The 24,120-nt window shown below is 66.0% G+C and carries 26 protein-coding genes, 1 pseudogene and 1 riboswitch; of the genes and pseudogenes, 8 read left to right on the forward strand and 19 right to left on the reverse strand.

Translation table 11 applies throughout. The annotated features are described in order from the left end of the window. Positions 1-6 precede the first annotated feature (6 nt). The 9 genes from V6657_RS28430 to V6657_RS28470 are packed head-to-tail and all read right to left on the reverse strand — an operon-like array spanning position 7 to position 7,724. The gene (locus V6657_RS28430) at positions 7-2,883 is read right to left on the reverse strand and encodes a conjugative transfer ATPase (RefSeq protein WP_039016604.1); all 2,877 of its coding nucleotides are present in this window, start codon (positions 2,881-2,883) and stop codon (positions 7-9) included. Continuing rightward, on the reverse strand, positions 2,883-3,323 hold the full coding sequence (locus V6657_RS28435) for a TIGR03751 family conjugal transfer lipoprotein (RefSeq protein ID WP_003821115.1): 441 nt from the start codon (positions 3,321-3,323) through the stop codon (positions 2,883-2,885). Before V6657_RS28435 ends, V6657_RS28430 begins: the two co-directional genes overlap by 1 nt. Continuing rightward, entirely contained in the window at positions 3,304-4,722 is a 1,419-nt protein-coding gene (locus tag V6657_RS28440) for a TIGR03752 family integrating conjugative element protein (protein WP_003821113.1), read from the reverse strand. Before V6657_RS28440 ends, V6657_RS28435 begins: the two co-directional genes overlap by 20 nt. After that, on the reverse strand, positions 4,712-5,629 hold the full coding sequence (locus tag V6657_RS28445; RefSeq protein WP_039016605.1) for a TIGR03749 family integrating conjugative element protein: 918 nt from the start codon (positions 5,627-5,629) through the stop codon (positions 4,712-4,714). Before V6657_RS28445 ends, V6657_RS28440 begins: the two co-directional genes overlap by 11 nt. After that, positions 5,626-6,318, reverse strand: a complete 693-nt coding sequence (locus tag V6657_RS28450; RefSeq protein WP_003821110.1) for a TIGR03746 family integrating conjugative element protein — start codon at positions 6,316-6,318, stop codon at positions 5,626-5,628. Before V6657_RS28450 ends, V6657_RS28445 begins: the two co-directional genes overlap by 4 nt. Beyond that, on the reverse strand, positions 6,315-6,725 hold the full coding sequence (locus tag V6657_RS28455; RefSeq protein WP_039016606.1) for a TIGR03750 family conjugal transfer protein: 411 nt from the start codon (positions 6,723-6,725) through the stop codon (positions 6,315-6,317). The genes V6657_RS28450 and V6657_RS28455 overlap by 4 nt, the downstream gene beginning before the upstream one ends. A gap of 12 nt (positions 6,726-6,737) precedes the next feature. Next, a complete protein-coding gene (locus V6657_RS28460) occupies positions 6,738-7,097 on the reverse strand; it encodes a TIGR03745 family integrating conjugative element membrane protein (RefSeq protein ID WP_003821107.1) in 360 nt (119 codons plus the stop codon). A gap of 16 nt (positions 7,098-7,113) precedes the next feature. After that, positions 7,114-7,347, reverse strand: a complete 234-nt coding sequence (locus tag V6657_RS28465) for a TIGR03758 family integrating conjugative element protein (protein WP_003821106.1) — start codon at positions 7,345-7,347, stop codon at positions 7,114-7,116. Continuing rightward, positions 7,344-7,724, reverse strand: coding sequence for an RAQPRD family integrative conjugative element protein (locus V6657_RS28470; protein ID WP_003821105.1), 381 nt, complete (start codon positions 7,722-7,724; stop codon positions 7,344-7,346). The genes V6657_RS28465 and V6657_RS28470 overlap by 4 nt, the downstream gene beginning before the upstream one ends. A 208-nt stretch (positions 7,725-7,932) precedes the next feature. On the opposite strand from V6657_RS28470, the gene V6657_RS28475 reads away from it, so the two are divergent. After that, the gene (locus tag V6657_RS28475) at positions 7,933-8,862 is read left to right on the forward strand and encodes a hypothetical protein (RefSeq protein WP_039016607.1); all 930 of its coding nucleotides are present in this window, start codon (positions 7,933-7,935) and stop codon (positions 8,860-8,862) included. Between the two features lie 46 nt (positions 8,863-8,908). Here V6657_RS28475 and V6657_RS28480 read toward each other — a convergent pair whose 3' ends face one another. The 8 genes and pseudogenes from V6657_RS28480 to V6657_RS28515 all read right to left on the reverse strand — a co-directional run. After that, entirely contained in the window at positions 8,909-9,670 is a 762-nt protein-coding gene (locus tag V6657_RS28480) for a TIGR03747 family integrating conjugative element membrane protein (protein WP_003821103.1), read from the reverse strand. Continuing rightward, the gene (gene traD / locus V6657_RS28485) at positions 9,667-11,859 is read right to left on the reverse strand and encodes a type IV conjugative transfer system coupling protein TraD (protein ID WP_039016608.1); all 2,193 of its coding nucleotides are present in this window, start codon (positions 11,857-11,859) and stop codon (positions 9,667-9,669) included. Before traD ends, V6657_RS28480 begins: the two co-directional genes overlap by 4 nt. Before the next feature lie 4 nt (positions 11,860-11,863). Further along, positions 11,864-12,403, reverse strand: coding sequence for an integrating conjugative element protein (locus V6657_RS28490; protein ID WP_039016609.1), 540 nt, complete (start codon positions 12,401-12,403; stop codon positions 11,864-11,866). Next, complete coding sequence (locus V6657_RS28495) at positions 12,400-12,990, reverse strand: transglycosylase SLT domain-containing protein (protein WP_039016610.1); 591 nt, start codon at positions 12,988-12,990, stop codon at positions 12,400-12,402. The genes V6657_RS28490 and V6657_RS28495 overlap by 4 nt, the downstream gene beginning before the upstream one ends. Then, a complete protein-coding gene (locus V6657_RS28500) occupies positions 12,972-13,697 on the reverse strand; it encodes a TIGR03759 family integrating conjugative element protein (protein WP_039016611.1) in 726 nt (241 codons plus the stop codon). The genes V6657_RS28495 and V6657_RS28500 overlap by 19 nt, the downstream gene beginning before the upstream one ends. A 14-nt stretch (positions 13,698-13,711) precedes the next feature. Then, positions 13,712-14,353, reverse strand: coding sequence for a hypothetical protein (locus tag V6657_RS28505; RefSeq protein WP_039016612.1), 642 nt, complete (start codon positions 14,351-14,353; stop codon positions 13,712-13,714). After that, positions 14,350-14,949 (reverse strand): PilL N-terminal domain-containing protein, encoded by a 600-nt coding sequence (locus tag V6657_RS28510; protein ID WP_039016613.1) that lies wholly within the window; start codon positions 14,947-14,949, stop codon positions 14,350-14,352. The genes V6657_RS28505 and V6657_RS28510 overlap by 4 nt, the downstream gene beginning before the upstream one ends. Positions 14,950-15,152: 203 nt before the next feature. Next, positions 15,153-16,242 (reverse strand): annotated as a pseudogene (locus V6657_RS28515) (MFS transporter); the annotation flags it as partial. Positions 16,243-16,322: 80 nt separating this feature from the next. Continuing rightward, positions 16,323-16,395: riboswitch (Fluoride riboswitch) on the forward strand. Positions 16,396-16,478: 83 nt separating this feature from the next. Between V6657_RS28515 and V6657_RS28520 the strand changes: the two are divergent. The 7 genes from V6657_RS28520 to V6657_RS28550 all read left to right on the forward strand — a co-directional run bounded on the left by V6657_RS28520 (position 16,479) and on the right by V6657_RS28550 (position 21,289). Then, positions 16,479-17,837 (forward strand): voltage-gated chloride channel family protein, encoded by a 1,359-nt coding sequence (locus V6657_RS28520; protein ID WP_048935067.1) that lies wholly within the window; start codon positions 16,479-16,481, stop codon positions 17,835-17,837. Next, on the forward strand, positions 17,834-18,229 hold the full coding sequence (locus V6657_RS28525; RefSeq protein ID WP_048935054.1) for a hypothetical protein: 396 nt from the start codon (positions 17,834-17,836) through the stop codon (positions 18,227-18,229). Before V6657_RS28520 ends, V6657_RS28525 begins: the two co-directional genes overlap by 4 nt. A 2-nt stretch (positions 18,230-18,231) precedes the next feature. Continuing rightward, positions 18,232-18,621 carry a fluoride efflux transporter CrcB gene (crcB, locus tag V6657_RS28530; RefSeq protein ID WP_039016614.1) on the forward strand — a complete coding sequence of 130 codons (390 nt, stop codon included), beginning with the start codon at positions 18,232-18,234 and terminating at the stop codon, positions 18,619-18,621. Between the two features lie 10 nt (positions 18,622-18,631). After that, positions 18,632-18,955, forward strand: coding sequence for a DUF190 domain-containing protein (locus tag V6657_RS28535; protein ID WP_039016615.1), 324 nt, complete (start codon positions 18,632-18,634; stop codon positions 18,953-18,955). Positions 18,956-18,996: 41 nt separating this feature from the next. Beyond that, positions 18,997-19,284: a hypothetical protein gene (locus V6657_RS28540; protein ID WP_039016616.1), complete on the forward strand. Its 288-nt coding sequence runs from the start codon at positions 18,997-18,999 to the stop codon at positions 19,282-19,284. 68 nt (positions 19,285-19,352) lie between these two features. Next, positions 19,353-20,636, forward strand: coding sequence for a phosphopyruvate hydratase (eno, locus tag V6657_RS28545; RefSeq protein WP_039016617.1), 1,284 nt, complete (start codon positions 19,353-19,355; stop codon positions 20,634-20,636). 35 nt (positions 20,637-20,671) lie between these two features. Continuing rightward, entirely contained in the window at positions 20,672-21,289 is a 618-nt protein-coding gene (locus tag V6657_RS28550) for a histidine phosphatase family protein (protein WP_039016618.1), read from the forward strand. Positions 21,290-21,356: 67 nt separating this feature from the next. On the opposite strand, the gene V6657_RS28555 is transcribed toward V6657_RS28550, so the two are convergent. Both V6657_RS28555 and V6657_RS28560 read right to left on the reverse strand, forming a co-directional pair. Continuing rightward, complete coding sequence (locus tag V6657_RS28555; protein WP_039016619.1) at positions 21,357-23,636, reverse strand: helicase-related protein; 2,280 nt, start codon at positions 23,634-23,636, stop codon at positions 21,357-21,359. Between the two features lie 103 nt (positions 23,637-23,739). Further along, entirely contained in the window at positions 23,740-24,051 is a 312-nt protein-coding gene (locus V6657_RS28560) for a hypothetical protein (RefSeq protein WP_048935055.1), read from the reverse strand. Positions 24,052-24,120 lie beyond the last annotated feature (69 nt).

The following is a 24,120-nucleotide window of genomic DNA, read 5'->3' on the forward strand; positions in this document are numbered from 1 at the left end:
TCCGGTTTACGACAGTTCCAGGGCCGGCGACTCGATGCCGCGGGCCTGGTCGATCTTCTCGGCCACCTTGAAAGCCGCTTCCAGTTCGGTGCAGCCGTACTGCTGCATGAGCTGGTAGCGTTCGGCCTTCTCCTCGGGTTCTGTCTGCGCGAGGGCGAGGTACAGGGACGGCGGCACGGCGCGGAACAGCACTTCCATGCTCTTGGAGAGGATGACGCCTTCGGTGAATTTCCCCGCTTCCTTGCGCGCCGAAAGCATCAGCGCCTTCTGCGCGGGCGAGAGTTCGCGGAACCGCGCGATCTTCTCAACTTCATCGGGCGGCATGCTGAGACAGATCCACCACTCGATCATGTTGAGCATGGGCTCCGCGGCGCGCGGCAGGTCGTCGATGTTCTGCGTCGCGAGCCAGAACCAGGCCCCCAATTTCCTCCACATCTTTGTAATTTTCACGACGTAGGGCGCGAGCAGCGGGTTCTTCGTGATGATGTGGCCTTCGTCGGTGACGTTGATGATCGGGCGTCCCAGGTATTGGTCGCGCTCGGCGATGTTGTTCACCGTGCTGATCAGGCTGATGTAAGCGATGGAGAGCTGCGCGTTGTAGCCCTCGCGGGCGTATGTCGCGAGGTCAACCAAGGTGATGTCGGCTTCGGGCCACGGCGTGCCGTCGCGGTCGAACATTTCGCCGTCCGTGCCTTGACAGAACATGTCCATCGCATCCGCCATCTCCAGCAGCCGCACGCGGCGCATTTCGGGCAGCGTCGGGTCCTGGCCGCGGGCGCGCAACGCGTTGCGCACGTCGCGCGTAAGCACCGTGCGTTTGTCGGCCACGCAGTGCTCGGCGGCGTCGAGGATGCACTGACGGATCAGCGAGCGGTCAGCCCGCGTCATCCGGGCTTCCTCCTTGTCCTCTCCGCCCGTGATCATCAGCCGCGCCGTGATCTCCAGTTCGCCGAGCACGTCGCGCTGCTCGTCCGCCTCCATGGCCGAGGCATCTGGTGGCGGGTCTTCATCCAGCGCGTCGGCGTCGAGCGTCTGCACGTCGCTGGGCGTCTCGATCAGCCGACGCGCGTCTGCGAATGGCGCGAGGCTGATGCCCGAACCTGGGGCCAGCTTGACCCGGTTTACCGTCAGCCCGAGCATGCGTGCGAAGTCGCTGAACAGGCCGAAGCTGTTGCCAGCCTCCACGATGAACAGCCGCGGTCGGTAGATGGCCGTGACCTGATTCAAGAGGTTGTTGAGCGTGGCGCTCTTGCCGGAGCCGGTGGGGCCGAACAGGAACAGATGGGCGTTCATCTGCCGATCCAGGCGGCTGAGCGGGTCGAAGGTGATCGGCCCGCCACCGCGGTTGAACATCGTGATGCCCGGGTGCCCCGTACCTTGAGCGCGGCCCCACACCGGCGACAGGTTCGCCGCGTGCTGAGCGAACATCAGTTGGGTGTACCACTTGCGCCGATCCTGGCCGGGGTTGTAGCAGCATGGCAGCCACCGCAAGTAGCTGTTGAGCGGCGCCACCTCGTCGTCCTCGCGCACCGGCTGCAAGCCAGCATTGAGCATCACGTTCGCCAGGTCCAGGCCGCGCCGGTCCAGTTCCGCTTCGTCGCGTCCGCGCAGGTAGAATGCCAGCGTCCCCCGGTAGAGCTTGTGTGCGCTGCCGATGAGGGAGCGGGCTTCCTGCACGTCCTTCAACGTCTGCTCCGACGCCAGCGTCTCGCCCACGGCCTTCTTCGCCAGGTGGTTGAGATCCGCTTCCAGGACATCCTGCGGCGTGGCGACCATCGTGAGACACAGCAAGGTGTCTTCCGGCATCTGGTCGAACAGCGTGTTGATGGCATCCCCTTTGCGGGTCTCGCCGGTCAGGTGTCCGGTGCCGGGCGGCATGCGCAGCCGGTCGGTGATCAGCACGCGGTGCGGCATGCCGTCGAAATACCAGGTGCCGTGCTCCACGTCGGAGCGTGGCTGGCCGAAGAACAGCCGCTGGCTGAAATCCCGCCCGCTCGCCAGCTCGATTTCGCCGGCCTCGCTTTCTTCGGTGCTGTCGGGGTAGCGCGCCAGCGCGTAGAAGCGCTCCCGGTCCTCTGCACTCGGTCCAAGCATCGCCGGGCGCGGATTGAACCATCGCAGCAGCCAGTCGTGGACGTCGGCTGCGACCATGCGCCGTGCCTGGATGCCGGCGTTCGCCAGGCCGCCGCACAGGCGGTCGCAGACGATGTTCAGCATCTGCTCGGGCGTCTGGCCGCGGCGGCTTGCCTGCCCAGTTGCACGGCGATAGATCACCATGCGCACCCGCCGCGTCTGGCCGCGCCAGCGCAGCCGCGTGACCACCGTGTCCTCGAACAGGCCGCCCGGCTTGGCGACCGCGCGCAGGTGGTGGCCGAAGAAGCGCAAGTAGAACTCGGTGAAAGCGGTGCCGCGGGCACGCGGCTGCACGTAGTCGCGCAGGGTCTGCATGTACTGGTCGAAGCTGGGCTCGTCCTGGGCATAGAGCTGGAGTACCCAGGGGTTTTCGTCCAGCTCATCGAACGAGTCCTGGAGCGCGTTCTCCAAGGCATCGCGGGCATGTGCGAGCCAGCCGGGCTCCCGCCCCTCGGTGCCCAGCGGCACCAGCTCGTAGAAGGCAGCGACCGACTGCCCATCCTCCAGCAGCATGGACTTCGACTGCGGCAAGAACTCCACCCAAGGCAGCAGTTCCGCGAACGACGGCGCGACGTCGTACAGCGCCTGCTCGTCGGCTACCGTCGCCGGCCTGCGGCCCTGGACCGCTGCGCCGGGTTCAGGGACGCCGGCCTGGCGCAAGGCCTCGACGTGGCGCTGCCAGCCGTCCGGCTTCTCTTCGTCGCCGGTGCCGGATGCGGCCAGCTTCGGCCAGGGAAGTTCACAGCGCATCAATAGTCCTCCAGCCGTTCACCGGGCATGGCGTACTGCACGCGCTGGTACAGGGGGAAGACCGTCGTGTAGCCCGGAACCGGCACGGGGTCCGTGCCCGCCAGGTGCGGGTACACATACATGACGAGATCGGGGTTGGGCAGGCGCTGGAACTGGCGATAAACCTCGTTGCGCGCCGTGCGCGTGTAGCGCATCTGCTCGACGGGCGCAGCCTGCACATCGGCGTCGGTCAGCGGCCGGCGCAGGCTCTGGCGCGCGTCGAGCAACTGCCGGCGCGCGACCTGGCCGGTGCCACTGCCGCCGCCACCCGTTTCCTGCTGCCAGATGTCCATCATGGTGCGGTCGCTATGGGTCAGCAGTTCTTCCTTGCTGGTGGCGCAACCGCTGAGCACGGCGACGGCCGCGGCCAGCGCGAGGCCCTTAATCGAGTTCGAGCGCATGGCTTTCTCCTGCACGGTGATCGACGCGCCGGCCTTCGGGGTCGTGATCGATGGCCAGCGGCTTTTCGAGGTGGACGGCGACCTTGGCGCCTGGCTGCACATAGACGGCGGCGAAAGCCTGTCCGTAGAGCTTGTTGACCCAGGTCGACATGTCCCGGACGCCGCCCGCGAGGATCTGGCCGACTGCTTCCTTGCCGCTGATGCCCACGGTGCCGATGGCGCCGTCCGAGCCGACGTAGGACATGCGGCCGCTGTCGCTCTCGATGAGCGAGGCCACGCCGGCTCCGGCCGCGGTGATCAGAGCTTGCGACCCGAGGTACTGCTGGGCGTTGCTGCGCCGTTCGCCGCTGACGCACGGGATGCCGTGCGGGTCGCTGATCCAGCCCAGGCCGTCGCGCTGCTGGTTGTTCTGCTGGTTGCCTTCGCGGTCTTCGGGAATCGTGCGGATCGTGCCGTCGTTGAAGACGAAGGTGATGCTGCGAACCTGGCCGCGCACGCACGAGAGCGTCCAGTCGCCCGATGCGGTTCCGGAGAACACCGCGCCGGCCACGTCGGGAATGTCGATGCCGTTGGCAGTCAGATTGTCCGGCCCGACCAGCACCTTGAAGGGGTACGGATCGTTCACCGTCCCGTCGATCGGCACGCGCCCAATCAGCGCCGTCATCGCCACGGAGCCCATCAGTGTCGAGTTGGTCGGCACGGTATAGACCGGCTTGGCGCTCTTGACGCCTGCCGCACCTGCGCCGGCGTTCGCCACGGTTTCCGCGGTGGTTTCCAGTGTGCTTTGTGCCGGGCCGAAGCTCGTCGGGAAGCTCATGCCGCTGCCTGCGCCACGACTGCCATTGCGGCCCTCGGCCTTCTTCGCGTCGTCCGGTTCGACCCAGCGCATGCCGCCTTCCATGCCGGCCTCGTCGCCGCCGCGCAGCCCCAGGCCCACCGGCAGATCAGCGTGACCGCCGCCGCGCCCGCCAATGCTGTCCAGGCGCCGCTGCAGGTCGGCGAGCAGCCCCTCGGTCTGCTGGCGCGCGCTGGCCGCCTGTTCCTGGTCGCGGCGCAGGTTGGAGCGCTCGGATTCGAGGGCCGAATTGATGCGCTGATCAATGGAGTTCTCCCGCTGGCGCAGCCGCTGGTTTTCCTCGCGCTGCGACTTGTTGTCGGTCAGCGCGGTCTGAAGCTCGGTGCGCAACTGTTTCACCTGGGCGACGAGCGTTGCCACGGTATCGCGCGGGGTATCGCCTTCGATGCCCAACGCCTTCATTTCCTCGGGCGTGAGCTTGGAGCCGGCATCCGCGGCGGGCGGTGCCGACGTGCTTCCGCCGGAGAACAGCCGGATGGCAACGAACAGCACCAGCAAGGCGACCGGGATCATCAGCCACTTGAGCAAGCCGTTACTGCGCATGGCGGGCCTCCTTGCCGTCGTCGGCTTCCGCTTCCGGCTGCGGCAGGAGCGCAGCCGGGTCGAAGCGGTGGATCGCCGGCAGCAGCGATTGCGCGAGGCCGTGCCCGCGCGTCACCAGGTACAGGACGGTCGTGTCCTCGGGCGTCCCGCGCGGGCCGAGCGCTTCGTGCTGGAAGGTGGCGGTGAGGAAATCGCCTTGCAGCACGCGCGGGTCGAGCGTGACCGAGCCGCTGCTGCTGTTGGTCAGACGCACGGCGGTGACCCACTGGTCTTCCAGACGCCACGACGCGAGAGCGACCGCGCGCACGGGCAGCGTCGGCATCAGCGTGCCGAGGTCGAGGCCACGGCGCAGGTTCACCCGCATGACGCCCGGCAACGGCTCCACGGTGCGCAGCGGCGCGTAGAGGTTCTGCGCGGCAAAGCGCGTCAGGACGACCGGAACCGGCGTCTCGCGCCGCGCTGCCAGCGTACCTGCCTGATCCTGGGCGCGTGCCGGGGCCTCATCGGCACCGCCTGGCTGATCGCCATAGCGCGCCGGGGTGCTGCTGCCCTCGACGATGCGCACCGGCTCCAGCTCGGCTTCGCCGTCCTTGGGCGGCTCGGCCGCGATGTCGAGCAGGATCAGCGCGCCCGTGTCGGCGTCCTGCAATTGCAGCCGCGTGGGCTCGATCGGCTCGCTGGCGCGCAGGTACACCGCGCCACCCGCGCTCTGCACGCGCAGGCGCTCGCCAACGCCCGCAGGCACTCCCACGCGGACGTTCCGATCGATGAACACGATGCGCTCCTGGCCGACTTTCAGCGGCACCGCGAGCGGCATGCGTTCCCAGCGCAGAATCTCCACAGCATGGGAGACGGGTGCCGCGGCCGCGGCCAGCAGCCCCAGCAGCACGAGTACAGGATGCTTCATGGGGTGTTTCCTCCTTGGGGCGCTTGCGGAGACAGGCCGCCAGGCGCCGGGCGCGTCGGCTCCGGGGCGCTGATGCGCTGGGGGGCACCGTCGTAGCAGTCCAGCGCCAGGCCGAACGGGTTGCGGGCGGGGTCAACGTCCACCCGCGTGACCTTCACCGGGTAGCGCACGAGCGCGCGCTTGACCTGCTCGGCGCCGTAGTACTCGTCGGCGGTGATGTCGAGCGTCACCACCCAGTCGCGGTCGGAGACCACGCGCACGCGCGCCGTGGGGTCGTCGCCGTAGCCGCGGCCGGGTATTTCGTAGATGCCGCGCACGCGCTGGCGCAGTTCGCCCGTGCTGCGGCGGTAGTCGTAGTCCGCGCGCAGGAAGGCCTGGCAGGACGGGGTGAGATACGGCGAGAGCGTATGGAGGTTGCGCGGGTAGTCCTCTTCGCCATTCGTCGGCCAGCGGTTGAGGGTCTGGAACACGTAGAACGTGAACGCATAGACCGATTCGGGCGGCACTTCCCACCACTTTCGGGTACTGCCGGAGCGCAGATCGGGCGGGACGTGGATGGTCAGGTCGCGCGGCGCGCTCCACCAGCCGCCGCCCATGACCAGGGCGACGATGACCAGCGCACCGGCCCCCAGGCGAAGCGTCTTGATGTGCGCCTGCAGGTGGGTGATCTCATTCTTGAAGCGGCTCATCGTGCTCCCCTTGAGGCAGACCTTCGGGTGGACCAGAAGCCGGAACGCGAGATCAGCACGTGGCCGCCTACCCATCCCGCCATCAGCGGATGGCGCGTGGCAATGCGCCATTGCAGTTGCCGGTACAGCCAGGTGTCGGGGCGCCCGCGCTTGAGGCGGCGCAGGATGCCGCCGCCGATGAAGACGCCCAGGGCCACGCCCAGCACGACGAACGTCGGCGCGATGGCGATCGTGCGGAACACCCAGGACAGAGGCGCGCCGACCAGCATGCCGGCGGCGCCGGACAGGCCGCAGCAGATCCACAGTTCGTCGGCGGTGAGGCCGCGCACGACCATGGGGTGGCGGTTGAGCCGGTGCGGAAGGAACGTGACCGTCCCGTCCGCACGGACGTGCTGCTGCTCGGACATACCGGCCTCGCCTTACAGGATGCCGGTGGCTTCGGTGAGCAGCCAGATGCCGATCACGAGCAGCACGGCACCGATCGCGACGGTGAGGCCGAACTGGCCCCAGGTCTTGCGGCCGGTGTGGATTTCGGCGTAGGTGCCGTAGGCGTGGTAGCAAACGCCGATAAACATCGACGCCACGACCAAGAGGGCCACGAGCATGATGATGTCGTAGCCATAGTTCCTGATCGTTTCCATGATGCCGTTGCCAGTGCCGCGGGTCGGGTTTTCCAACTGCGGCAAGCCTTGCGCGAACGACAGCGCGGGCAGCGCGGCGGAGCCCAGTGCCACAGCGGCGCGCTGGGCAAGGCGGGAATGGAGGATGCGGTTTTGCATGGTCGTGCCTTTCAGGTCAGGAGAGGAGGAAGAAGCTCAGGACGAGGTACATCGCGACGAAGCGGATGCAGACGCCGAGGAACTGGCGCTGGTTGAGGCGGCTCTCGGACCACCCCACGTAGGCCGTTCGGATGGCCCAGACGCCCCAGACGAGGAGCACCGCGAACACGGCGCCGACCAGGACGGTCGCCATCGCCGAAGGCGCGATGCCGCTGTTGGCTTGAAATGCCGAGACCTGGGCGCCGTTCATGGCTTGGCTTCCGTAGTCGTCGGCGATGGCGAAGCGGACCGCTCGGTGCGGTAGTCGCTGGCCAGTTCGGAGGGGTCGCGCGGCTGGGCACGCGACGGTGTGAGATGGGCCTGGATGCCGGCGCGCACGCGCGCCAAGTCAGCCAGCAACCGCGGGTAATCGAAGTGGTAGCGCTCGCCCGGCTGGATGGGGGCACGCGCGGCGCTGTCGGCGACGGTGCGCTCCAGCGCGTCGAGTTGGCGCAGCGCGGCGACCAGCTCCTGGCGCTGTGCGGGGGACTCGGCCAACGCCATCGGGGACTGACCCAGCAGCAGGGCCGTCACGAGAAAAATGGGCACGCCGCGATGCGCGGCGCGCTGCCAGATCGGAGCCAACATCGCGCCATTCCTGTGTGATCAGAATAGTGCGATGGTGGAGTTCAGGGTGACTGCAGGCAGCAAACAATAGGAAACTGCGCTGATCGGTTTGATTGGCAGCGTGCGTCCAGTTCGCTCAGGGAGTGGTCGTCAGGCCAGAATTCAAGAAGGGAATTTCCACCGGCCGCGTGGCAAAATATCAACGCTCTTACAAAGATCCAGGATAAAAATGCAAGGACTGACCTTTAGAACTGATCAAGATTTTGAGGAAATTTGCTGCTACCTCATGAGGGACTGGGTCGCGCGGAATATGAGGTATGACGTGCAATTCAGAAGATACGGCGGAAATGGGCAAAGGCAGCATGGCATTGACATTTTTCCTGCCGTTGGCGGCTACTCAGTGTTTGGGCAGGCAAAATTTGTTAATCAACTAAACTCTACAGACGTTACGGCTGAGTTGAGTAAGACCGATTCCTTCCCTGAGCCGATTGGTTGTTATGTGATTTTCACAACGGCAAATCGCCATACCAGCATAAATCATCATCAGTTCCATGGCACTCAACACAAAAGGCTGGATGGATCGACTTTTCCGGTTCACGTGGTCTATTGGGGTGAAATTTCTGATATTAGTTTTATCCCACAAGATGTCTGTAAGAGAATTTTCCCATCAGCATTTCAAGTTGCCAGGAGCGCATTAACGCCTCAGCAGATGGCGGATTCCATAGCCACACTTCAAAATATTGTTCCTTCATATTTCAGGTCTGACTTTCTCGACTGGCTCGAAACATGGGACTTTTCATGTGGTTACATTCCATCTGTGCATTATGACGCCGTGGACAATCTTTACATTGAGTTGGATCGGGTAGGATGGGGAATGAAGGGTGTCAATGATTTTTTATATGCCCAAGGTCGCATTGACTTATCTCGTGCGCTTCCGGCTGGCGATGCCTTCTTTTATGCTCTCACTGAGTTTCGAGATTCAATATATAACTACATAGCTTTTGTACGCGGACAGGATGGGCAGGGCTACGTTACATTGCAAGGAATGGATGGGCGCGGCGCAACAGATTTCCCAAAGATTACAGAGCAGTGGAGCATGAGGGCGCGCCATTTGGCCAATATGTATCGCGAGAAAATCCTTGGTCAGCAAATTCAATAAATAAGAAATACTGAATGAGTTGCCTAATGATCTGGTTTCTCTGTCATCACAAGTATTTTTTGAAGCTGCCCGCAGTCAGGCTCACGGCCAGTCCCAGCAAGGCTGCGCTGGGCAGCAGGATCAGCAGTGGATGCACAGAGATCGGCAAGGCCAGGTACGTGACCCACGGCAGCACGGCCAGCGGCATCAGGCTCGCCTTCGCGCGGTGGTAGATGAAGCCGGATTCCCGGCCTGCGCCGAACCGGCGCACGTCCCGCCGCACAAGACCGTCGATCAGGCCGACGAACGCCGCGGTGCAGATCAGCGGCAACGTGAGCACCAGAACCAGCAGGCGCACCAGAAACGTGAGGGTGGTGAAGGCCGCGGCAATCAGGTAGTTCTCGGTCCAGACATAGACCTGGCTGATGTAGTAGCGAAAGTTGCGCCCCCCGTCCTGGATCCTCCCGTGGCTCGGCGCGCGGGCGCGCTCGGCGGTCTGGCTCATGCGCTCCAGCAGCCCGGAGCGAACGAATACCCATTCGTAGCCGGTATCCACCAGTTCGTGCGCGGTGCGCCCCGGCTCCTGCACGACGACGCTGCGCGTGAAGTGGCTGGACAGGTGCCCCAGTTCGTACTGCAACATCTGCTGCGAGTGCCGCCAGCCCTGGTCCTTCCAGAACAGGTGCATGCCGACGCACTCCACGACGATCGAGAACAGCAGCGAGCCGATCAGCACCCCGAGCAGCCGGAACGGCAAGGTGATGGTGCCGACGATCAGGCCCTGGCGCTGGTTCTGCTCCCGTTGTGCAGTCGAGGCGGCGTCCTTCATGGCGAGGCCTTGTTGCCGGTGTCCTCGTCGGTGGCAATGGCCACCGCGGGAGGTTCGGCCGCAGCGGCGTCATCCAGCAGGTCGTCGGGCAGGCCCGTGTCCTGCAAGGCGGGGGAACTGGTGAACTCCCACCACTGCGTCGCTTCGCTGTAGCTCTGGCGCATGTACCCGGCCAGTTGCTGCAAGTCTGCCGGCATCACTTCGTCCGGGTCCGGCGCCGGCAGCGGCATGCGCACTTTCCAAAGCTGGCCGCCCTGCAGCAACGCGAAGCACTGGCCTTTCGGCAGGCCGACGACGTGCGACGGCTCGATCATCGGCACGCTGGACATGCTGATGCGGTCCTGAGTGTTCGACGTGAAATCCGTCGCCCCGCGAATGTCCGAGCTGTCGGTCGCGCCGCTGACGATGGTGGTCGTATAGACCTCGACCTTCGGCAATTGCCGGGTCAGCAGTTCGGCGGTCGCGGTCTCGCGCACGCGCAGCATGAACAGGTTGTTGAAATTCCCGATCACCTGGCCTGCCTTCGCGCGGTTGCCGATGCGGGCCTCGATGTCCGACAGGGTCTGCGTGTACGCAGTGACTTGCAGGCCGGCACCGCCGCCCTTGTTGATCAGCGGGATGAACTCGTCGCCCATCAATTCGTTGAACTCGTCGGCATGGACGTTGATCGGCACGCGCGCACCGGCCGATGCGCCCGGCAGGCCATCGTCGATCCCATGCTTGTAGATATGCCCGGCGACCGACACGAGATCGCTGAACATCGAGTTGCCGACCGCGGTGGCGACCTCGGCGTCGGAGAGCGCATCCAGGCCCACATAGACGATGGCCCTCTTACGGATGATCTGCATCCAATCGAAGATCGGCCTGGGGTCGTTGAGGTCGGAGTAGTTGGGGGCCAGGAGCTGCGAAATCTTGCCGCTGGTGAGCTTCTCCAGCAGCGGCAAGAGACTGGCGACGATCTTGTCGAAGTACGTCTTGTCGTAGCGCACCGCAGAGCGCAGGCCGTCGAGCACCGGGTCGTAGTTGCGGGCTTGGGACAGGTACTGCTCCAGTGCCACGATGCGCTTTTCCCGCCCGATCATGTTGCGCGGGATGTTCTTCTCGTTGATCTTGGCCTCGATCTGGACGATCACCTCCCAGGCCTTGGGCTCGGTCTTGGCGAAGTAGTGCTGGGCGTACTCGATGAACAGCGCGTCGATGTTGATGACGTGCCGCTGGATCAGCATGTAGTCCGGGCGCTGTCCCAACTCCACCAACGCGCGCGCAATGATGTTGACGAAGCGCCAGGCGAACTCGCGGAACGCCGCACTGTTGCCTTCGCCGGAAAGCTGACCCGCAACGCGGGTGGCGACTTCCGATATGCGCCCGAAACGCCCCACGGCGTTGTAGCGCGCGGAAATATCCGGCCAGCCCAAATGAAAGACGTAGAACTCGCCTTCGCGGCCCGCGCGCTTGGCCTCGACGTACATCCGCTTCAGGAGATCGGCATCGCCCTTGGGGTCGATGACGATCACCACCTCGTGCTCGCCCGCGGCGTTCACGCGCCGGATGTCCTGGGTCACGAACAGTTCGGCCAGCCGGGTCTTGCCGACGCGCGTGGTGCCCAGTACCAGGGAGTGGCCGACGCGCTCGCCCAGCGGCAGGCTGACGTCCACCTCTTCGGGTTCGATGCCCTGCAGGCGCGGCAGACCGCCCACGGGCGGCAGCGGCCGCACCGGGTTGAAAGGCACGTCCCAGCCGGTGAGTTTCGACAGTCGGGACAGCGGGAACGGCGCGAACTCCAGCCGTTCCTCCAGGCGCCGCGCCAGCCGGTACGCGGGTGTCGGTTCGACGTAGCGGCGGAACTCCGGCCGGTACGTCTGCATCAGCCTATGGGTGTGCTTCTGCTCCCACAGGAACCCGCGCCCCACAAACAGCCGTTGCTGGCTGACCGGCACGTCCTTGCTGGTCATCACGTAGCGCGGCAGCCTGCGGATGTTGCGCCGGTAGCGCAGGATGACGCGGGCATCGCGGTAGCGGATGGCGCCGTAGGCACCGAACGCCAGCGCACCTCCGACGCCCATGGCGGGGCTCAGCGCGAGCGACCACGGGGCCACCAGGGACAGAAACGCGGCGCCTGCACACGCCGCGACGGTATATAGCTCCACCGCTGGGCGAAGCAGCACCTCGACCGGCTGTTTCCCCGACATGGCTTCATTGCTCGATGCCGGTGGCCGTGATCAGCACCGGGTAGTGCCGCAGGCCCAGGCGCTCGGCCAGGTCATCGCCGGACACGGGCGCGAGGGGTACGCCGGGCACCAGGGCGCGCAGCCGCGCCAGGCCCTGCACGGTCTCGACGTTGACCACCAGGCCGACCGCGCCGCGCTCGCGCAGCGCTGCCGCCTGGCGGCGCATCCAGGCCCGGGAGGTTTCGTCGTCGCCGACGACCACGAAAGGCCGAAGACCCGGAGCCTCGATGACCCGCCGCGCGACGGTGCCGGGCGCGAGCTTGGCGCTGCGTACCGGCAGCATTGCGGCCTCGCCTGCCGGGGTGGCGGGAACCTGGGTCGTCGGGATCGGCGGCCGGGCCGGCCCGTTGGCGCGCGGCTGGAGGTTCAGGGCTTCGTAGTACGGCAGCGCCGACGTGCCGCCGCGGTCTTCGACCACGATCAGCGGCTCGCCGGCAAGCGAGGCCAGCGGCAGACTCGCCAGCAGCACGAGCAGGCCTCGTAAGGCCAGATGGGATGTCGTCATGGGGATGTCTCCTGGCGCGCGGCGAGGACCGCGGCGGTTGGGCGCGGGCCCTGCACGCGGGCAAGGTGGCGGGATACGCTGCGCCGGTAGCGGGCGGCAGGCTCACCCCCGGCAGGACGGTGGTAGCGGCCGATCGCCAGCAACCAGTCCTCGCCGGGGGTGTGCTGCTCCCGCAGGATCTCGGCGGCGATGGCGAGGTTGCGGTACGGGTCTAGCAAGTCGCACGCGCTGGTGTAGCGCTGCTGGTGGTAGCCGAGGTTGATCTGGCCCAGGCCCGCGTCGATGCGCGTGTGCGGCGTGGAGCGCATTGCCCGCTGCAAGCCCGCGCAGGCGTCGGCACGGGTCGCGTAGCGGTGCGACTGGCCGGCGACATTAAGGGACCACGGCCACGGAACGATGCGCCCGTGGCGGCGGATGCCGCTCTCTTGCAAGGCCACGGCGTAGAGCACCGTCGAGGGGATGCCAGCGCGCTGCGCGGCGAGCTGATAGGCCGGTGGCGGAACCTCCTCGGCCTGGGCAACGCAGGCGCAGAAGCCGGCGATGAGCACCAGTGCGCGCAGGAGAGCGGCTACGGCTGGCGCTGCCATTGGCCGTTCACCTCGCGCACGACCGCCGGCAGATCGCCGGGCACCCCCAATGTTAGCCAGCGACCGCCGTCGTGGTTGAGCGTGATGCTTCCGCTGCGCACGCGTGCCGGATCGACGTTCGCGCGCTTGGCCCAGTCGCGGATGCGCGCGTCATCCTGGCGGCTGCCGACCATGTACAGGTCGAATTCGGCGCCCGTAGATTGCAGGCGCTGGACGAGCTGGCTGCAGGCCACGCAGCCGTCCTTGACGAACACTGCTGTGCGGCCGGAGCCGCGCGTGGCGCCGGCGACCGGCTTGTCGTCCGGCAGGTTCACCCGCTGCATTCCGGGGTTCAGGCGCTGCCAGGCCTCGTCGTAGGCGCGCTGATAGGCAAGCAGCTTCTCGACGCGGCGCGCCTCGACCTGCACCTGCAGTTCTGCGTAGCGGCGCCGCTCCTCGTCGGTGCGGGCCTCGATGCCTAGGGCCGACAGCGGGTCCAGGTTGGGCGAGTAGATGCCCAGCGGCCCGTCCATCAGTTCGCGGTAGCGCGCCCACTCCTGCGGTTGCAGGCCCCAGTCGCTTGACACCCGGCCGTCCAGAGCGCGTGCGGCCAGCGGGCGCTCCTGGCTCTGCGCATTGCGGGCCGGAGCCGTGGCCGGCTGCTGAGCCCACGCGGGAAACTGGGTGGATGCCAGCAGGAGCGCGGAAAGGACGATCGATGGCTTCATGCGCTGTACTCCGGTCAGGGAATCGCCACGCGGCGGGTCTGGTCGCCGGCCTGGAACACCGCGGTGTTGCCCTCGACGGCCTGCAAGCGCCACGGGCCGACCGCATCACCTGGCAGCAGCACTTGAAGCTGGTCGGGCGTGAAGTCGCCACTGCTCGGCGCGACGGACACGCTGCGCTCGCCGGCACGCAGTTCGGCACCCACGATGCGGAACGGGAGCGGCGGTGGTTCGGGCTTGGCGGTGGGCTTGTTCCCGCTGCGCGGCTGGGCGGGTGCAGCGGCGCGCGCAGCGGTCTGCCGCGTCTTGACTTGCTCGACTTCGGCGCGCAGCGCCTGAAGGTCGGCGGCGGCGGCATAGTCGCTCAGCGATTGCTCGACCTGGGCGGCGCGTGCCTCCAGGATTTGGCGCGTGTCCTTGAGGTCCGCCGCCGTGGCGACGGCTGGACGCTGCTGGATGGCCTCGACGGTCTCGGCCAGGCCCGTCGCCAGCGCTTCGAGGCGTTGCAGGCGGGAATTGAGGCGATCCTGGTCGGCCTGATCGTTCATGGCCTGGTAGCCGAGGGCAATGAGGACACTGAGGCCGATCAGCCAGAGCCACATCAGGCTCTGCACCACCACGGCGGCGGTTGAGCGCTGGGCGGGCTGCGGGCCGTTCATGGCTGGCCTCCCGATGCCGCGGGCGCCAGCGGAAACGTCTGCACCGCCTCGTTGGCGGGCAGCGCGGGTGCCTTGTCGGCGGTCATGCTGTCGTTGGGACGCTCGAAGCAGATTTGCCGCGCGCGGTCATCCGCGTGCAGTTCCCAGGCCGGACCAGCAAGGGTGAGCAGCGCTTCGCGCAGGGTCATGGGGCCTAGGTGCAGGTGCGCCGCCGGCAGCGGCAGTGCGTACAGCTCGACCACCGCGTGCGCCGTCTGGCACAAGCCGTAGCCGCTGCGCTTGAGCACATGCCGTAGCCCGTCGCCGACCGTGGCGCGGGCATCCTCGGGCATCGACACGTCGATGGTCTGCAAAAGCAGGTCGCGCTGCGCTGCTGTCGGTGCCAGTTCCACGAGGGTGTAGCGCCCGTAGCGCACGACGGGGATGTATTCGGGCGCCTCGGATGCGGGCGCGGCCGAGGATTCCTCGATTGTGTCGGGCGCGACCGGCGCGCTCGTCGTCGCGCAGCCGCCAGCCAGCACCGACCAAAGGAGGCCGAGAAAACCCGCCAGCAGGCGGCGTTCGGGGTGGTGAAACCAGGGTGGTGAGGGGCACATGGCGCGTCGTCCTGAAACATCGAGCCCTCACCATCGCCGCTGCGTGAGGTTGCGACAGCAAACAATGCGAAATGAGGGCCGTCCGATTTCCTGGCGCCGACCAAAACAAACGGCCCCGAAGGGCCGTGGGCATAGAAGGTCGGTCGCTGGGGTGCATCAGGCCAGACGCGACATCGCAGGGAATCGATCGACGTGGCGCATCCTCATCGGTTGAGGCGGCCCAGTGCAACCGTTCCGGTCAGCATCAGGACGACAGCCAACCCTAAGCCCAGTACCGGCGAGGTCATCGTCCATACGGTGCCTACGACCGCACTCGACAGGAACTTGGCGCTGCCATCGACGGTGCCCAGCGCTCCGTAGCTCATAGTCAGCGCTTGCGGTTCGATCATGCCCGCGGCGACCGTGGATTCCAGCGCCTCCTGCATCGCCACGTAGAGCCCCGCGGCCACAAAACTGGTGGCGAGCAGCGGCAGGCTGCCTATGCCCAGGCAGAAGGCGAGTGCCGCCAGCACAGCAGTGGCCGCGCCCAGCGCGTAGCCCGCCACCCATAGCGGCAGCGGGCCGATGCGATCCGCCCAGGCGCTAACCGGATAGGAAGCCAGCACCTGCACGGCGTTGCGTCCCACGTAGAGCAGCCCGGCGACCTGTGTCGCATGCATGATGTCGATCGAGGGCGCCAGCAAGTGCGTGGCGGCCAGGATCAGCAGGCTGTGCGAGAAGTTCCCCAGGCCAGACAACCCGACCGCGCAGAGGTAGCGTTTGAACCGTGTTGGCAGCTCGTGCAGCGCGCCGAAGAAGCGCAGGCCGGGATTGGGCGATTGCTGGGGGGCGTTCACGAGCGTCAGGAAAACCAGCACGGCCAGCAGGCCAGGGATCACGGACAGCCCGAGCACCACGCGGAACGGGCTGGCTACGTCGTCTCAATGCAGCGTCTGCGCCCACCCCAGCGCAGCCACGCCCAGCAGCTGCCCGGCGACCGCACCCACCGTATCCATCGCCCGGTGAAAGCCGAACGCGCGTCCAGGGGTCTGCGCGCTCACCGCCTGGATCACGATGGCGTCGCGTAGCGGCCCGCGCAGTCCCTTGCCGAATCAGGACAGCAACTGACCCAGGAGCAGCAGCGGCCATCCCACCGCCAGTGCGATGAAGACCTGGACGAGCGGAGTGAGCGCATAGCCGAGCAGGACCAGTGCTTTGCGATGGCCGAGCGAGGTAGCCCGACACCATCTTGGTGAAGCTGGCCACCGCATCGGCCGCGCCCTCGATTAGGCCCAGCGCCGCGGCCGGCACCCCAGCACCGCCAGGGAGCCCGGCAGGGATCCGAAGGGATTCACTGAAACTGCGCTCGACCATTTCGTCACGAAAGGGTATAGTGCGCGCTTGGAGATGGCGTTCCTCCTGGGAAACCGAACCGCAGCATTCGCTGCCGATGACGCCTACAGTTACCTGACCTTCTGTCGGGGCTGTAGGCGTTCACGTCCACATCTCTTGCATGGGTCAGCCCGATGGATTTCGAGCGAACCGACCCCATGCCTAATCGCCGTCTAGAACAGCTTGAGCTGCTGCCCTACGTGGGCAAGTGGCTTCTCATCGCCAGCGTTGTTGCCGTCCTGGCCGGCAGCGCCTCCGCCTTCTTCCTCGTCTCCCTCGATCATGCCACGGCCTGGCGCGAGTCCCACCCTTGGGTGATTTGGCTGCTGCCGCTGGCCGGCCTGGGCGTGGGCCTCGTGTATCACCTGCTCGGCAAGACGGTGGACGGAGGCAACAACCTCATCATCGACGAGATCCACGACCCCAAGAAGGTGGTTCCGCTACGCATGGTGCCGCTGGTGCTGGGCGGCACGGTGGTGTCACACCTCTTCGGTGCTTCCGTGGGCCGCGAAGGCACTGCGGTGCAGATGGGCGGCGCGCTGGCCGACCAACTCACCCACGTGTTCCGCCTGGAACATGAAGACCGACGCATCCTGCTGATGTGCGGCATCGCCGCAGGCTTCTCGTCGGTGTTCGGCACGCCCATGGCGGGCGCCGTGTTCGGGCTGGAAATCCTGGCCATCGGGCGCATGCGTTATGACGCCCTGTTCCCCTGCATGGTGGCGGGCATCGTGGCCGATCAGGTATGTCTGGCCTGGGGCGTGCACCACGCCCATTACGCGATCGGGCAGATCGTGCCGGTCGGCGCTTGGAGCGTGGTGGCGGTCGTGCTCGCCGGGGTCGTGTTCGGCATCGTCGGCATGCTGTTCGCCCGCGTCACTCACGCGCTCGGGGCGCGGGTCAAGCGGCTCATCCATTACGCACCCCTTCGGCCGTTCGCCGGCGGCATCGTCATCGCCCTCGCGGTCTGGGCGCTCGATGGCTACCAGTATATCGGTCTGGGCATCCCGGAGATCGAGCGCGCCTTCCAGGAGCCGATGCAGCCGTGGGATTTCCTTGGCAAGTTCGGCTTCACGGTCGCGTCGCTGGGCACGGGCTTCAAGGGCGGTGAGGTCACCCCGCTGTTCTACATCGGCGCTACCCTGGGCAACGCACTGGCGCCGATCCTGCAGATGCCGTTCGCTTTCATGGCCGGCATCGGCTTCGTCGCGGTGTTCTCCGGCGCGGCCAACACCCCGATTGCCACGACCCTGATGGCGATGGAACTGTTCGGTGCCGAGATCGGTCCGCTGGCGGCCATCGGCTGCGTCACGGCTTACCTGTTCTCGGGGCACACCGGCATTTACCACGCGCAGCGCGTAGGCCACAGCAAGCACCGCCGGCATCGGGCCGCTGTCCCTGAAGACCTGCGCATCGCCGATCTTGCCGCCTTCCTCAAGAAGCGCCGCGAAACCTCGAAGTCTTCCGCCGCAGATCCTGTGGCACTGCCCCCTGTCTCCAAGGAAAGCGTTGAATGAAAACAGACACGTCCCAGACCATCGCGGCGCTGCGGCTGTACTTCCCGACCGCAACCCGGGCCAAGGTCACCCGTTTCTGGCACCACCTGAGCGCGCCTGCACTGGCGCATCACCTGCTTACCGTGGCCAAGAAGGCCAACATCCTGCAGGCCATGCTGCACCGGGTCAGTTCGGGCTACCTGCCAGGAGAACGCTTGTCGCACCAGCACCCCGAACTGACGGGCATGCGGCACCCGGAATGCCTGGAATTGCTGGACACCGAGCAGCGGCTGCGGGCGTTCATGCACGAGCACGGGGACGAGTTGAAGAAGGTCCACGCCGTGCTGTTCCTGTGTGAGCTGCCGCTGTCGCACCTGAGGACCGCCTCCGGCAATGCGACCCGGGGCGTTTGACGATGAGCGGCGCATACGCAGTCCTGGCCATCAGCCTCGGCTCCATCATCGGCGCGCTCCTGCGCTACGGCCTGAGCGTGGCGATGAACGCCCTGGTGCCGCCGATCCCGATGGGCACCCTGGCATCGAACCTGATTGCGGCCTACATCGTGGGTTTTGCGATCGCCTACTTCGGGATGGCACCGGGCTTGTCGCCCGTGTGGCGCCTGTTCGTGATCACCGGGCTCGCTGGTGGTCTGTCCACCTTTTCCACGTTCTCGGCCGAACTGCTCACGCTGCTGCGCGACGGCCGCCTGGGCTGGTCGGCCGGCATGCTGGCGCTGCACGTGGGCGGCTCGCTCACGATGACGGCGCTGGGCATGGCGTCCGCATCCGCTACTCGCCAATCGTAAAGGAGACCCCATGAAAGGCTACCAACTGACATTCTTCACGGCGCAGGACCGCCGCCACGGGCACAAGCCCATCGGTGACTGGCTCCTGGAGTTCGCCAAGGACCATGGCGCTGTCGGCGGCACGCTGGTGGGCGGTGCGGAAGGATTCGATCACGTCGGCCGCTTCCACTCCGCGCACTTCTTCGAACTGGCCGACCAACCGCTGGCGGTGACCGTCTCCGTAGACGAAGCGGCCTGCCGGCGTTTGATGGACGCGCTGGCGCAGGAAGCGATCGACCTGACCTACGTGAAGGTGCCCGTCGAGTACGGACGCATCGGTCTGGGCGCGAAGTAAGCACCTTTGGCGCGACTCATGACTTGGTCCAGGAGACTGCCATGTTGAGGGTTTACAACCTGCCGCCCGAGCCGGGCATGCGCGATTGGCTGCGGGAAAACGGTCGGCTGATCGCTGCGCTCATCGCCTGGTCCGTCGTCATGGTGTGCAGTGCCAGCGTTGTCGCTCCCCTGAGCGACACGGAGTGGTACGCAGTGCGCACCGTGGAAAACGGCTTGATCTACGAACGCGCGAACGGCGAGCACGGCTGTCTGGCGCGCGTGGCTGCTGGCGACGCGATCACCTGTGGGCAGGGCAAAGACCTGACCGGCAAGCTGCGGGCTGATTGAAAGCGCGGGCAGATCCGGACACCAAGGCCACGCGTCCCGCCCGTCCAAGTTCAATTGCAGGGGGTTATATGGTTTCCAAGATAAAGATGATTCACGCGCGTGAAATCCTCGATTCGCGCGGCAATCCGACCATCGAGGTCGATGTGCACCTGAGCAGCGGCGTGATGGGACGCGCCGCGGTTCCGGCCGGAGCTTCGACCGGCATCCACGAGGCCGTCGAACTGCGCGACGGCGACATCCGGTGTTTCGACGGCAAAGGGGTCCGTGCCGCTGTGGCCCATGTAAACAAAGGCATTGCCGCGGTGCTGCTCGATGCCGACGCCTTCGATCAGGAGACGATCGACCGGCGGCTGCGGGACTACGACGGCACGGCGAACAAGAGCCGCATCGGCGCCAACGCGATCCTCGGCGCGAGCCTGGCCGTGGCGCGGGCGGCATCGCAGGCCGCCCAACAGCCACTGTTCCGACATTTGGGCGGACCCGAGGTCCACCGCATGCCCGTGCCCATGTTCAACGTCCTCAACGGCGGGGTACATGCGAACTGGCAGGGAGTGGATTTCCAAGAGTTCATGATCGCTCCGGTGGGCGCTTCGAGCTTTGCCGAAGCGATGCGCTGCGGTGCCGAGATCTACCACCGTCTGCGCGAAGTCCTTAAGGACAAGGGCCACTCCACCACTGTGGGCGACGAAGGCGGGTTCGCGCCGCCGCTCAAACGCAACAGCGACGCGGTGGAGTTGATCCTGGCGGCCATCTCGCGGGCTGGTTACGAAGCGGGAAAGGATGTCGTCCTGGCGCTGGACCCTGCATCGAGTGGGTTCTATCACGACGGGATGTACCACTTGCGCAGCGAAGGGCGCACGGTCACGGCCGAGGAACTGGTCGCACTCTACGTCGAGTGGGTGGCGCGCTACCCCATCAAGGTCCTGGAAGACGGCCTGGCGGAAGACGACTGGAGCGGCTGGGCGCTGCTGAACCAGACCCTGGGCAAGAAGATCGAACTGGTCGGCGACGACCTCTTCGTGACCAACGTCGAGCGCATTGAGCGCGGTATCCGCGAGGACGTGGCCAACGCGGTGCTGATCAAGCCCAATCAGATCGGCACGCTGACAGAAACCTTGTCTGCCGTCGCCTTGGCCTACAACGCCAACTGGGGTGCGATGGTGTCGCACCGCAGCGGCGAGACCGTGGACAGCTTCATCGCGGACCTGGCAGTCGCGCTGGACACCGGGCACCTCAAGACCGGCGCGCCTTGTCGCGGCGAGCGCGTCGAGAAATACAACCAGCTCCTGCGCATCGAGGAAGCGCTGGGAAGCGCGGCCACCTATGCGGGGACCCACGCCTTCGTCCGTTGATGTCTTGAAAACCTGTTTTTATGGAGAGTGAATGAATGACAAACGTTATCCTGACCCGTCATGGTCATGTGGACTGGATCGCGCCTGAGCGCTTTCGCGGGCGTGCCGAACTGCCACTTTCGGAGCTGGGAAAGCGGCAGGCTGAAGCGCTCGGCAGGCGCGTCGCAGAGGGCTGGAAGCCCGATGCCATCTACGCCAGCCCGCTCTCGCGGTGTGTTCACACGGGGGAGGCCATCGGCCGCGCCACGGCCTCGAAGGTGCACGTGCTCGAAGACCTTGCCGATACCGACTACGGTCAGTGGCAGGGACTCACGCACGAAGAGGTGCGTTCACGCTGGCCCGACGAGTCGCGTCTGTGGTTTGAGGCACCCGATCTTGCCGTGATTCCGGGTGGCGAGACGATGGCCGGTGTGCTGGGGCGCGCCATCAACGTACTGCGGATCGTGCTGCGCAAGCATCGGGACCAGACGGTCGTCCTGGTGGGCCACGACAGCATCAATCGCGTCCTGCTGCTGCATAGCCTGGGTCTGCCACTGTCGCGCTACTGGCGCATCAAGCAGGACCCGTGCTGCCTCAATGAGATCGAGCTGCAGGACACGGTGTTCACCATCCATCGTGTCAATGAAAGCCACCACACCGCGAGCCTCGCCTGACACGGCAAGGCGCTGACTTCGTCAAGGAGAAAAGCCGGCGCCTGATGGCGCCAGCTTGTGAGACGGATCACGCCGCCACGAGTTGCCTCGCGAGAGCGACCTCTACCGAGTCTCCATCCTGATTGAGGACGTCGAGCCCGGATTCGGGCACGTCTCCCGACGTGCTCTGGGACACCATGATCTTCTTGGCCATCAGCTCCAGGCAGGTCATCTGCGAGGAACCGGCGTAGCCGAGGTAGATCACGCGCACCGGCTGTTTCTGTCCGATGCGCCAGGAGCGGCGTGCCGCCTGCTGGAGCGAGTACACGTTGTAGCCCGACTGCATGAAAACGATCGTCGGGAAGTCCAACAGGTCCAGTCCCGTCTTGACCAGTTCGGGATTGGTGATGAGCACGTCGATGCCACGGTCCAGTTGCTCGGCGATCCAGTCCTCGCGTCGGCTGGCGTCCACGCTTGCGCGCAGCACCGCCACCCTAAAGCCTTCCTGCTCCAGCAGCACCTTCAAGCGCGACGTGGTGTCACGCGTGCCGGTATAGACCGTGTAGGCCAGGACCTTGCGGCCCTGCGCCTTCTCTTCCTTGCAGATGTCGATCAGCTCGCGCTCTTTCGGCGTCACCTCGAACTCGTTGAACTGAGCCGGGACGAACGCCAAGGTGTTGCGCGTGCGCGGATGCACCACGGTCTCCGACCGGAAGCAGCAGTCCGGCCAGGCCAGCAGTACGTTGAGCACCACACCCAGCAGCGTCGTATCGCGTCGCGCAAGAGCCTGTTTCAGCTCCGCGGTCAGCCGACCCGCCAGGTCGCGGTAGGCCGCGGCTTGTGCCGTGTCCATTGCGACTTCACGGAACTCCTCGTCATACGGCGGCAGGACGTTGCCGCCGATGTCCTTGAGCTTGAGGAAGATCGTGAACGGCAGGATGCACCGCAAGACCCCCTTCGGCCCGAAGCCCGGAGCCTTGACCGTGCGCACCGATACCTTGGTGCCCCTGGCCGTCTTGTGCGCCGTGCCGGTGTTTTCGGAGTAGATGTCCTTGAGGACCCCGTGGTCCCTCATGAACGCCATGGCCGCCGAGGTCATGCTGCCGCTCGTGGTCGGGCGGTAGCCGTCTTCGATCATCCGCCCAGGCAGGGCTCGGAACAGCAGGTAGAACAGGTCGTCCCCGTAGCCGCCCATCAGCGTGCCTGTCAGCAGCAAGGTCTTACGAGCCTTCGCCGCCAGCACGCCCATGGCTTGGCCCTGGGCACTGCCACCGTTCTTGTACTCGTGTGCCTCGTCCGCGATGCACAGGTCGAACGTGCCTTGCGGCAGGTAGCGCTTGATGAACTCGGACGGCTGGTAGCCGCCCTCGCCAAAGCCGAGCTCCATGTTGGCCATCGCACGCTCCATGCGCGTGGCCTGACGGTCGGAAAACACCAGTTCGCCGTTGCCGTCCATGAGGTTGATGAACTCATGGATGTTGTCGCCCAGCATCGACGCCAGGAACCCGTCGCCGAACTTCTGCATCAGCTTCTGCGCGGTGACTTCCCCGATCGTCGGGATGCGCTTCAAGGCTTTCAGCACGGCCGAGGACCGGTCGCTGCCGGACAGGCTGCGCGGGCGGATCAGTGTCCACAGGGGTGCGGCGCAATGGCTGCACTTCCTGCGGTATTCCTCGGCTTGGAGCGCGACCGGGTTGACCGGCTCGCCGTCGAGGTCGGTGATGACCGTACCGCAGTCCGGGCACGCCGCCACGTTGCCATGGCGGGTACGCCGCTGGGTGAAGACAGGCTTCCAGTGGAACCCCATCCGCATCCTGACCCGGCCCAAGACGAAGAACTCCTGGCCCGTGGGCTGGACATTCAATTGCTCGCGCAGCTTGATGAGCTTGACGAGCGTGTCCGGCCCGTTGAGCACCCACACCTTGGCGCCTGCCACTGTCTCCTGGATCTCGCGCCGCCACTTGTAAACAAGGTGCGGTGGCGAAAGAACCAGGGTGCGGCGGTAGCCTTCGGCGTTGAGAACGGCGGCCGTGGCGATGCCGACGGTCGTCTTGCCACAGCCCATTTCGCCATTGACAATCGCGGCGCGTTCGCCACGGTCGATCAGCAGTTCGGCGGCGGCGTGGACGACTTCGGCCTGGGCCGGGAACAGCTTGCGCTTGAGGCTGGCGACGACGAGTTGCCGGTGCGCCTGCGGCTGGCCGTTATAGACCGGCGGGTTGGCGCTGTTGAGGGCGTCGAGCAGTTCGTCGCCGAACTCGCCGACGAAATCCTGAAGGCTCAGGGTCAGAGGGGAAGATTCCGCATCGAGCAGTTCGCCCTGTACGGGTGCGGCTTCAACGGCAGTGGTTTCGAGATCGAGGGACATGGTGATGTTCCAATAAAAAATGGGGCATGCCCCCCCACAGCGGGGTGATGGCATGCCCCGTGGTGGGATGAAGAGACGGCAGGCGGCCGTCGGGTGGAGAGAATCAGTACTCGCTAGGCAGCAGCAGCGTGGTCACGCTGCGATCCGATTCGGTGATGATCCAAAGCTGCAGGCCGGGTGCGATCTGGTAGGAAGAGAACAGGCGGTCCTCGCCGGACTCCAGCGCGGCTTCGTTCTGCCGCTTGTCGTAGTCGTCGAGGTCGCCCCAGTCGCCATTGAGGTGGCGGTGCAGGTACGGCACCGGGTTGAGCCGGCCTTGCTGGACCAGGGCGTCAACGCCGCAGGTCACGACGGTCTCGCCTGGGAAGAAGCGCCGGCTCGATGTCTGGCCGATGGGAAGTGCTTGGGCTGCCATGGAAGGCTCCTTGAAGATGGAGGGGCCACGGCGCCCCATCGGGGCGACTGGACCCCGGTGGGTGGAGGA

The sequence above is a fragment of the Ralstonia sp. RRA genome, from assembly GCF_037023145.1.
Classification (GTDB): domain Bacteria; phylum Pseudomonadota; class Gammaproteobacteria; order Burkholderiales; family Burkholderiaceae; genus Ralstonia.